The following is a 9,066-nucleotide window of genomic DNA, read 5'->3' as shown; positions in this document are numbered from 1 at the left end:
TTGGGTGGGGGGTGGGTGGCGGGTACCCGCAGCGATCGTCGACCGTATATACAGAATCTCTCTTTTTTTCCAGCGATTTTTCTTCCGCTATTTCTTGTAGGAGCTCCTACAATATTCGGAAAAGGAATTTTCTCGAGAATCCAAAAGTATTTTCAACTTAGTCCTAAATTGAAATTAATCTTTCGGAATCCTCGTTCACAGCCCAAATTTTATTGCACCGCGACCAAAAAAATCTGCCGACAGATCTCTGGACGTATTCCTTTCTTTACGCAATTTAAATATTCAGAATATTCTGTTTTAATAATATATCAGGACTCCAAAAGTTTCCCGATTCAATTTAGGGTAAATCGCTTTGGAGACACATTCGGATAAGCGACAATAATAATAGAAATGTCCGCTTTTCGCTTAACAAAACAGCTCGCTTAAGTGACAGAATGCATTTAAAAAGCGGAAAATTTCTATTCTAAACATATTTATACTTTACATATATTCACATATCATATATTAAGTATAGCATGTCTCGCTCGATCGAATATTCCGTAAAAGACGAACTCTACCAGCCAACGCTGGATTGGGACAAAAAGGGAATCGGGATGCTGACCGGCAAGGAAGGGATTTATAATCTAGCCCTGCTCTGGGAGTATAATTTCGCAGCGTCTGGTTTGATCGTGTTCAATTTAGACTGCGCGATTCGATTCAATCCATTCGTTTTGACCGAGCAAGCCCGAAGGAGAAATATCCCGCCTGAACCTCTTTTAGAGCAGATCATAGTGAGAAGAGCTTTCACTCCTTATCAAATTCTAGATTCAGTGCAAGATATTTCCAAGAATAAATGGGACGGAAACACGATCTATTTTTTCCTAGCTCCTTGCAAACAGTTCTTTGATCCAGACGTGAGAGAAGACGAAGGAAAATTTCTTTTAAATAAGTTATTCATATTGTTAGATGATCTACACTCTTTGAATTATCCGATCTTAATCGTTGAATCTTTAAATTATTCGCATCCAACATTTCGACTTCTGTTTCCTAAACTAGCCGAAATTACTTCTGATCTCTGGGAACTACGAGTAGAGAAAGGTTATGCATATCTTAAAACAAGAAAAACATCTTCGCAGCAGATTTCTCCTACCATGGGATTTCTGGGAGATTTTTAAAGGAGGAGCTTGTGGGCAGAACAGTTATACCTTACTCTCGTCAAATTCAATATGTGGAAGGTAGTCTCCAAGAATTTCGTAGAGGACTTCGCAAACCTGACCAAGAAATTTTCGATGAATTGATTAGATTTGCAAAACTACAAGTCCAAGCAGGAGTCATGGCTTCCAGCGCATATCCGATCGACTCGATGCTCTTGTCGATGATGATCGAATTGAAAAAGGAAATTACACATTTAAAGAACGAATTAGCAAAAATAGAATCAAGGGTTGAGAAACATGAATGACCAACCGCAAATAGCGGAAGGTTACCTATTCGATATATATCACGCTGAAGAAAGAATGTACGTATGGATAAAGGATTTCGAAGGACATCCTCATCTTTTTCACGATTTTTATTGCCCTGTCATTTATGCCAAAGGAGAAGAATATTTATTAAGAAAGCTAGTCGGTCGTCTCTATCAATTGAATGCTCTAGCAAGTCCTCCTTTGTACGAAAGCAGAAAGCTGTTCTATGAAAATAGGTCAGTACCTGTTCTAAAACTCATCATTTCCAAACCTTCCATACTCAACAAGATTACTAAAAAATTATATGCTCTTTATGGGAAATTCGATATTTATCATTCAGACATTGATGTATCGACCGGATACATGTACGAAAAAGGATTGTATCCACTTTGTAAGCTTCAAATTCAATATAATGACACGCCTCAAGGAAAAATAATACAACAGATAAAATCCGAAACCCTTCCGACGGACCTGGAGTATCAGCTACCCTCCCTTAAAACGATTCAGATGTACATGAAGCAAAATCACCGAATCGGTATCAGAAAAGAAAATCCAATCATCATTGAAACAAAAAGCAAAATACACGAGTTATATTCTACGAATCCGAGAATCATTTTGGAAAAGCTAGACATTATATTAAAGGAAGAAGATCCGGATATTATACTTTCTGCATATGGAGACCAGTATATTCTCCCTTATATTTTTACGCAGGCGCAAAAGATAGGCTTTGTTCCTGCGTTAGACAGAGACGTTACAGCTCCAATACGTCGTAATATAGTAACAAAAGGCACAAGTTACAATACGTACGGCGTAATGGTATTCAGAGCACCGGCGTATCCTTTATTCGGCAGATGGCATATCGATTCCTCCAATAGCTTTGTATATAAAGAATCCGAACTCCTGGGAACTATCGAATTGGCAAGATTATCTAGATTGCCTGTTCAAAGAATGGCCAGAGCTTCTACAGGAAAAGCACTTACCTATATCGAAACGGATGTCGCGTTTAGGAGAGGCTATCTAATTCCTTGGCAAAAAAGCGCAGTAGAGTCTCCCAAAACTGCATTACAATTACTTGAAGTAGATAAAGGCGGCTTGGTTTTTCAGCCCGATGTCTCCTACGGAAAAACCGCAGAAAATGTGGCTCAATTGGATTTTGCTCAGATGTATCCGACCATAATGGTTTTACACAATATTTCTCCGGAGTGCGTAAACTGTCCCTGCTGCTCCTCTGATCCTACGGCTCCCGTCGTACCAAAGGCCAGCTATCATATATGCAACAAGCGCTTGGGAGTGGTTTCGGAAGCCTTGGAGCACGTATTAGAGAGGAGAAAATACTATAAGAAAAGAGAAAAAGAAACTACGGGCAAGATCTCAGAAGAATACAAAGCTAAACAAGCCAGCCTTAAGTGGATGCTCGTCACTTCCTTCGGATATTTAGGATACAGAAACGCAAAATTCGGACGATTAGAAAGTCACGAAAGCGTAAATGCGTTTTCTCGGGAAAAACTTCTGACTGCAAAGGAAATCGTCGAGGAAAGAGGCTATGTTTTCATTCATGCAATTACCGATAGTATATTTATTCGAAAAAGCGACTCCTCCGCTTTTTCCAAGTTAGAACTGGACGAGATTTGTTCTGAAATATTCAAACAAACGAATATAGAAATCAGCGTAGATGGAATCTATTCCTGGGTAGTTTTTGTCCCTTCGACCCAGGATCCAGAAATGCCGGTCGCCAATCGATACATGGGAAGGTTCAATACGGGAGAACTTAAGTACAGAGGAATCGGTGCCCGGCGCAAAGATCTCCCTGTGTTTGTCAAAAGCGCACAAATCGAAATGCTCGAGTGGATGAAAGGAAAAGAGACCATTCGAGAACTAAGGTCCGCAGAATCGGAGATATTAAGAATATTCCAAAAATATGATACTTTGCTCGCAAAAGGACAAGTCCTCTGGGAAGATCTGCTGCTTCGAAAAACCGCGTCCAGAGAATCAGAAGAATACGAGGTGGACAACGCTACAGCTCTTTCCGTCAATAAGCTCAGTGAAATGGGCATACAAGTACAAGCGGGAGAAAAAGTAAGGTACATCGTCTCGAATAGGAACTCAAAAACCAAAGGAATACGATATATTACCGAAGAAGAAATGTATTCCAACTCAAGAAAGAAACCACCAAAGATAGATGTAGATTTTTATCGAAAGCTTTTACTCTCCGCTTTTAAAGAAATTTGGGTAGAATTTTCCTCCTTCTGGAACTTCAATTCCTTGATCGATGACCAATTGTATCTCCCCTTCCGGGAAAAAGATTTTTCTCGTGTTTCTGTCTAACAGAAAAGTAAATATTCATAATGAACGTATTTATTTATTACTAATTAAAGATATTTTAAAATTTAACTTAATATTTTTCTATTTTATTGCGAAATTTACTTTATAATTTACGAACCTTCATTTAGCATTGACCCCTGCGAAAATCTTATTTCCAGCCGAACCCTTTGAATTTGAAGAATTGGGGGGCAAAAAGCACTTGACCCACTTCAAAAATGGAAATAAATTATTCAGCTCAATATGAATTGGGTGATTTACAATGAAACGACTCTTGTGCATAGCTTCTCTGGCTCTGTTTACTTCCTTGGCACTGCCAGCTACTTTGTCTGCTGACGGGTGCTACCTTTGTGGTTCAGGCTCGAGTGATGCCTGCAGGGATTACTGCAGATACTATGGCGAAGAAACCTGGGATAATAGGAAAAAATGTGAAAACGCAGGATGCCGGGTTAGTGGAACCGGAAGCTGCCCAAGCGCATCTAACTATCATGTCTGCGATGCCGTAGGAACAAACTCCAAGACCAAAAAGGATGTCCTAGTCTCCTTACTCCGAAATTAACTTCACTCCCAGGGAGGGAATTTCTCTCCCTGGGTGTTTTCTTTTCTTCAGCAAATCTCAAGTCACAATCCACCTTCTCCCTTAGAACCATCAATCAACCGAACTGTTCCAGATTCGAAATTTCTATAAAGTGGTACTTTGGCAATTCCAGCGATATCCTTAGATAATTCTATCCATCGCATTGAGTAACTCCGCCAAAAGTCTCGTGAAAATTTCCGAAAATCCGAATTTCTATTTTAACTTAGGTATTTCCTTCGAACCAATTCGAAAATTATCTTAAGTCAATTTTTTCGCCTATACTACGTTAATCGACTAATGCTGTATTAACAAAATTTTCCTACCTTTTTTTTGACTGTGAACCTAAAACTTCCAGCCTAGGTCCTAAGGTCATCATGGTCCAAAGAAACAAGAAGCTTAAAATAGTATATAATAAATTTATAAATTACAAATTCATACTCATATATTGCGCTGTCTTTTCCGCCGCAACCGAACCGGTTACAGCCAAAGACAAAACAGTCTTAAGAATTTCCGTCGTTTCGCCAGATGATAAGCCCCTAAAAATATCCGTCAAGGGGGAAGGTTTTTTTGACCAGAAAGTGATCGGAGAAGATTTTAACGCGGAGTTTATTTTGCCTCAGGCAGGAAAGTACGAAGTTATAGTGCTATTCTATTCACAGGAGCAGCTAAAGCGAATCGCGACTGTAAGTTCTAATTTTGAGCAAATCAATATTCAAAAAAGAGAAAAAACTAACTCGCAAAAAAATGGAATCAATGTGATCGGCAAAAGAGAAGGTTTGCCTCCTTCCTATTCGATCAGCCAGGAAGAAGCGGTGAGAATGCCCGGAGGATATGGGGACGCGGTCAGAGCAATACAGTCTTTACCGGGAATTACGCCTCTCTTTCAGACATACACCGGTTCAAGTTTTCAATCAGCGCTTACAGGTTTAACTAGATCACGTGTGCTAACTAGTCCAGATCAACCGAACAGCGAAAGAGGATTTCTGGTAATGAGAGGCGCTGGAACCAGGGCGAACCAATTTTTTTTCAACGGGTTGCCTTTAACCTACCCCTTTCACGCGGATGGATTATCATCCGTCATCAATAACAATGCAATTCGAACATTAGAAATATATTCTGGAGCTTATTCGGCAAGATACGGATTTGCAACCGGAGGAATTATCAATATAGAAGGACCAAACAAAAGGGAATCGGATTTGAGCGTAATTAACATTAACGCCTTTTTGACGGATGCGTATTTTTACAAAAATATTAATGAAAAAGTGAATGTCTCCGTATCAGGAAGAAAATATTATCCAAACGTAATTCTTTCCCGGGTTCCCGATTTACTGCCAGGTAAAACCTTGGTATCCGACTTCGGTGATTTTCAAACAAGGTTATCTTGGGAGTTAAATCGGGAACATTCCTTTTCCCTCCACGCTTTTGGAGCAAAAGACAGAAGATATCCCTTTAAATCGTTGGAACAGTATAGCCCGAAGCAAGCCGCACAAGCTGGCTTTCAAGGACTTCCTGATTCTTCTAAGCTAGAGAGAAATTTTCATACAGAGGGATTGCAGTATATCTGGAAACCTATCCAGCGTTTAACTTCTGTATTCAATTTAGCACGAAACTATTTTACCGAAATTACGGAAGACAGCACAGAAATGCTCGAATTAGATCCTGCAAAAAGGAGCACCATCACCTCCGTTTACGAAAAAATCAATACGATTCGAAATGATTTCTTTTATGATTTGAGATACTTTGAAAACGTCTCCGATTTTGAAATTTTAAAGAATACCTGGAAAATTTCTTTCGGAGGTCAGTATAGAGAAACACTTTCCGGATTTAAAGGTCATATTTCGAAGTACAATCCGAGCCCACGTTATACCGATATACAGAACCTAATTTTTTCTGACCCGATTACCGGTGCGGTCTTAGAAGGAGATACTACAAAAACAAGACAGATAGGTACTTTTTTTGAGAATCGATTCAGAATACGAAACTCGAATTTAAATCTGGGGGTTCGCAGAGAATTCTACGATCGATCCGGAGAATGGAAAACTGCTCCAAGGATCTCCTTTAGTCAAGAAATCGAACCCACGAACTCAAGACTATTTGCGGGTTATGGAAAGCATTACCAGGCTCCGAGCGACGTAAGTAGATATTCAGTAAAAACCGGGAACCCTGACCTTAAAATGGAAGAATCAGATCATTACGAGATCGGAGTTGAGCAAAAAATTAGCGAGCTTTGGAACCTAAAGATAGAAGGATTTAGAAACACATTCAAAAATCTTGTAGTAGAAGATCCGTATATTCAAGATCCGTTTTCTAGGAACCGGGACCTTAAATTAGAGTTTTTAAATCCTAATTCAGATCCTTCCCTATATAGAACGCACAATTTACGATATTCAAATTCTATGTCCGGATTTTCCGAAGGAATCGAAGTCTTTCTAAAAAAAGAGCCAACTAACGAGACCGGTCTGTTTTTCTGGTTATCTTATACCAAATCTGTCTCTAAGCGAAATAGGAACCAGCCCGACCTTACTTTTCAAGAGCAGATGGCCAGAACTGCAGCTCACCTTGGAAAAGAGTTGGCGTTTCAGGACGTAAGCCGTTATTTCTATACGAATGTATATAAAGATGGAACTACGGAGTTTCTATTTAAGAATTCCAAAGAAGAGCTCTATGACTTGGACAGAACCCACGTTTTGAGTTTAGTCGCTGGGTGGAAATACAAAAATATCAGTCAAATTGGTATTAGATTTACGTATTTAACAAATTATGCATATACTCCGATCGTTGACTCAAAGGTGATTGATCTCGTGAGCGGAGGAGCCGGGCTGCCTCCTCTTCCACCACCTCCTCCCGGAGCCAGTCCGATTACTTTCTACGCACCTATTTACTCTGACCTCCGTAGATCAGCGAGGCTTCCTCAATACAACCAAATCGATCTAAGAATCGACAGATTCATACCTACTGAATGGGGAAAGATGACTCTTTACCTGGAACTGGTAAATATCACCGGAAATCAGGTCGCAGTTAGTAACGGTGATTTAATCGCCTTTGTACCTTATATACCTGGGAAAAATCCTAAGACTTCTTATATCAATTCAAACGGTTTCGAGGCGGGAAAAAATAAGATTCCGTTCATAAATTTTGGAATAGAACTTAGATTCTAAGCCTAACTACTTTTAAGGTGCTTTACTTACTCTTGGCAAAAAATTCCTGCAAATCACTTTGCACTTTAGGAATCGTGCCTGCAAAAACTAAGGGCTGGTTCGTTTGAACAGAAGGAGAAAACATTCCGAGGCAACCTAAACTTCCGATGCTACACTCTTTCGGGTTCGGGGAAATCCATAATGCCCTCCAAACGGTGTAGCTATTATCGTATTGCCAATCCTTCACCTTATTTAAGTTTTTATCATATACAATTACTTTTGTATAAGCTTGGTAGGATTCATAGGAAGGCAGTATCCCCAAAGTCACAACGCTAAAAAGAGTACTAAAGATCGTTACAAAATTCATCCCCACACTTGCTGAAGTCTTCTCAAGCGTCGGTGCATGTATTCCAATTACATAATAATCGAAAGGAAGCGTCTTCAGAGAATACTTGTAGGCTTCTCCTTCTTTACGAATCTCCACGAATTTTTCGATTTCTTTCACTCCCGAAGGACCGGCTTGAGAAAGATAGTCTTTTGCAAAAGATTGGACCTTGTCTTCCGGAATATCCTTTCGATTCGCTGTCGATTTCAGTTCCTCGGGATTCGGAAAAGTGCCGAGTATAGGACTGGGCAAGGATCTCATTCCAGGTTCGATCAAGGCCTCAAAATCGATCGTTCCATCTTGGTTTCGGAGCACGGATGATTTAAAAGTATGGAAACCTAAATAAGCGACCTTCCATTTTCGATCCACTTTTGTAGGAACGAAATCTGGACTCGGCGGTGTAAATTTATATCTCGATGCGCATCCCAAAAATAAGGGAAGAATAAGAGAAACAAAAAGTATTCTATTCATTTTTGAACCCAATCTGAGAGAAATATCTTTACTAAGTTTTCGATTTAGAAAATCAAAATTCTATCTGACGATTTGATTTTGTGTAAGAAGCAAGAATACTTCGAATTAAGATTTGTCCTTTGCGCTTGAGGGCAAAAAAAATCCCCGCCCGAACAGATGCTCGGACAGGGCTCTTTGACAATTGTTTATAAACGGATAAGATTTCTCGGGGAAGCCTAAAAGGCCAACCCTATCTACTTAACTTACCTACTTTCCTTGTAGTTCAGGTGCAAGCTCAGCTAAGGGAACTTTTTCCTTAGGAAGGTTCTTTAGTTCTTCGAATTCATAGCCATTATTGTAATGGTCCAGATCTTCGGGACTGTTAAACGGCTTGTAATCTTTTTTGTAGGCCCATTTGAATACAGACTTTTCTGGATCCTGGTTCACTAAAAGACAGCTTGGGCTCACCCATCCTTCATTCTTGCTCGTCTTTATTCTCACGAACAACTTAGGATTTCTCTCGTGGTTACGGTAATCGTACACTCTCACTACCGATTCTACAGGGAGTTTTTCCACTACAGTCGCATTAGAATCAGGCTCCGCAAAAATGGAAACCGTAGGAGAAAATGTGTTTTTTTCCAAAGACGGGCAATCCACATTTCCAGTAATCTGAGCAGAGTTTGAACAAGCCCCGGTCAAAATTGCGAGAGCAGTTAGAAGCATAAGGTTTAATTTCATTCGATTCATCTTATGGTTCCT

General features: G+C 39.8%; 7 protein-coding genes. 5 read left to right on the top strand and 2 right to left on the bottom strand.

All coding sequences use genetic code 11. The features are described from left to right. Positions 1-515: 515 nt before the first annotated feature. The 5 genes from CH373_RS17805 (at position 516) to CH373_RS17785 (ending at position 7,493) form a co-directional block, all read left to right on the top strand. The gene (locus tag CH373_RS17805) at positions 516-1,154 is read left to right on the top strand and encodes a hypothetical protein (RefSeq protein ID WP_100715378.1); all 639 of its coding nucleotides are present in this window, start codon (positions 516-518) and stop codon (positions 1,152-1,154) included. Positions 1,155-1,165: 11 nt separating this feature from the next. Next, complete coding sequence (locus CH373_RS17800) at positions 1,166-1,438, top strand: DUF8156 family protein (protein ID WP_100715377.1); 273 nt, start codon at positions 1,166-1,168, stop codon at positions 1,436-1,438. Next, positions 1,431-3,764, top strand: a complete 2,334-nt coding sequence (locus CH373_RS17795) for a DNA polymerase domain-containing protein (RefSeq protein ID WP_100715376.1) — start codon at positions 1,431-1,433, stop codon at positions 3,762-3,764. Before CH373_RS17800 ends, CH373_RS17795 begins: the two co-directional genes overlap by 8 nt. Before the next feature lie 256 nt (positions 3,765-4,020). Continuing rightward, a complete protein-coding gene (locus CH373_RS17790) occupies positions 4,021-4,317 on the top strand; it encodes a hypothetical protein (protein WP_100715375.1) in 297 nt (98 codons plus the stop codon). Positions 4,318-4,709: 392 nt separating this feature from the next. After that, complete coding sequence (locus tag CH373_RS17785; protein ID WP_100715374.1) at positions 4,710-7,493, top strand: TonB-dependent receptor plug domain-containing protein; 2,784 nt, start codon at positions 4,710-4,712, stop codon at positions 7,491-7,493. Between the two features lie 22 nt (positions 7,494-7,515). On the opposite strand, the gene CH373_RS17780 is transcribed toward CH373_RS17785, so the two are convergent. Both CH373_RS17780 and CH373_RS17775 read right to left on the bottom strand, forming a co-directional pair. Next, positions 7,516-8,328: an Lp29 family lipoprotein gene (locus CH373_RS17780; protein ID WP_100715381.1), complete on the bottom strand. Its 813-nt coding sequence runs from the start codon at positions 8,326-8,328 to the stop codon at positions 7,516-7,518. Positions 8,329-8,574: 246 nt separating this feature from the next. Continuing rightward, complete coding sequence (locus CH373_RS17775) at positions 8,575-9,045, bottom strand: Lsa16 family lipoprotein adhesin (RefSeq protein WP_100715380.1); 471 nt, start codon at positions 9,043-9,045, stop codon at positions 8,575-8,577. Between the last annotated feature and the right edge of the window lie 21 nt (positions 9,046-9,066).

Source organism: Leptospira perolatii (genome assembly GCF_002811875.1).
In the GTDB taxonomy this organism is placed as follows: Bacteria; Spirochaetota; Leptospiria; order Leptospirales; family Leptospiraceae; genus Leptospira_B; species Leptospira_B perolatii.
The sequence above is the reverse complement of the archived record's forward strand: the minus strand, read 5'-3'. Positions and strand labels throughout refer to the sequence as shown.